The following is a 1,279-nucleotide window of genomic DNA, read 5'->3' as shown; positions in this document are numbered from 1 at the left end:
ACGCATCAGCAACAACGAAAGCGGTATTTGAAGACCTAAGCCACAGTGTTTCTCACATTGTTCGCGTCATCATCCGTCTTGCACCATTTGGTATCTTTGGTCTGGTTGCTTCAACTTTCGCGACAACGGGTTTCAGCGCGCTAGCAAGCTACGCTCACCTTCTTGCGGTTCTACTTGGCGCAATGATGATTATCGCGCTAGTAGTAAACCCAGCGATCGTATTCTTCAAAACCAAACAAAACCCGTACCCATTGGTATTCCAATGTCTACGTGAAAGTGGCGTAACAGCGTTCTTCACTCGCTCAAGTGCAGCGAACATCCCAGTAAACATGGCGCTATGTGAGAAGTTAGACCTAGACGAAGACACTTACTCAGTATCTATCCCTCTGGGTGCAACCATCAACATGGCTGGTGCTGCAATCACTATCACAACACTAACGCTGGCTGCAGTGCACACAATGGGTATTGAAGTTGACCTAATGACAGCGCTACTTCTAAGTGTTGTCGCTGCGGTTTCTGCATGTGGCGCTTCTGGTGTTGCGGGCGGTTCTCTACTGCTTATCCCTCTAGCGTGTGGTTTGTTTGGCATCTCAAACGACGTAGCAATGCAGGTGGTAGCGGTTGGTTTCATCATCGGTGTGATTCAAGACTCTGCTGAAACAGCGCTAAACAGTTCAACAGACGTTATCTTTACCGCTGCTGTTTGCCGTTCAGAACAGCAAAAAAGCCAGTAAGATAAACATTGAATAATAGCAAGGGGAGCCTGTTGGCTCCCCTTTTTCGTTGTCGATAGAATATGCATTCGGTATCACTTATTGATCACCAATAAACTTTCTGTCAGTTTTTTCTGAAACACGGGATTTACCCTTAAACTTTCGAGATTCGATGCGTAAAATGCCGCCCCATTGTATGAATGGTCGATTTAATTTGAGGGTAAACGAATGAGATGGTTGTCTAGTTTCTCATTGAAAGAGTGGTTGTTCGCTGCTGTTTTACTAGGCGGAATCTCTGCTTATGCACTCCACCATTCGAACCAGCGCACGTCCGACGCCCGCTCTGCTGCCATTCAAGTTTTGTTTGCCGACATGCAGTACTACGTCTCCATTCTCAACGCCAATGCGAAAGCGTTCAACCAAGAGAATGGCGCAAACCAATGTGTCCTGACGGCAGTGGGCTATCAAGAGTTCTACAACGGCTACCCAGAAACGCAAAGCGAATGTGGCGAACACCTTGGCTTTTTCGACAACATGACGATCTCAGACGAAATGAAGCAAGCGAA

At 47.0% G+C, this 1,279-nt stretch carries 2 protein-coding genes; both read left to right on the top strand.

Going from position 1 to position 1,279, the window contains the following annotated elements:
* Nucleotides 1-734, top strand: a 734-nt coding sequence (sstT, locus tag R8O70_RS25505; protein WP_318184497.1) for a serine/threonine transporter SstT, incomplete at its 5' end; no start/stop codon positions are given.
* A gap of 207 nt (nt 735-941) precedes the next feature.
* The coding region (locus tag R8O70_RS25500) for a type IV pilin (protein ID WP_318184496.1) at nt 942-1,279 on the top strand (338 nt) is incomplete at its 3' end.

The sequence above is a fragment of the Vibrio sp. 779(2023) genome, from assembly GCF_033344285.1.
GTDB lineage: Bacteria > Pseudomonadota > Gammaproteobacteria > Enterobacterales > Vibrionaceae > Vibrio > Vibrio alginolyticus.
This window is presented reverse-complemented; position numbering and strand designations above follow the sequence as displayed.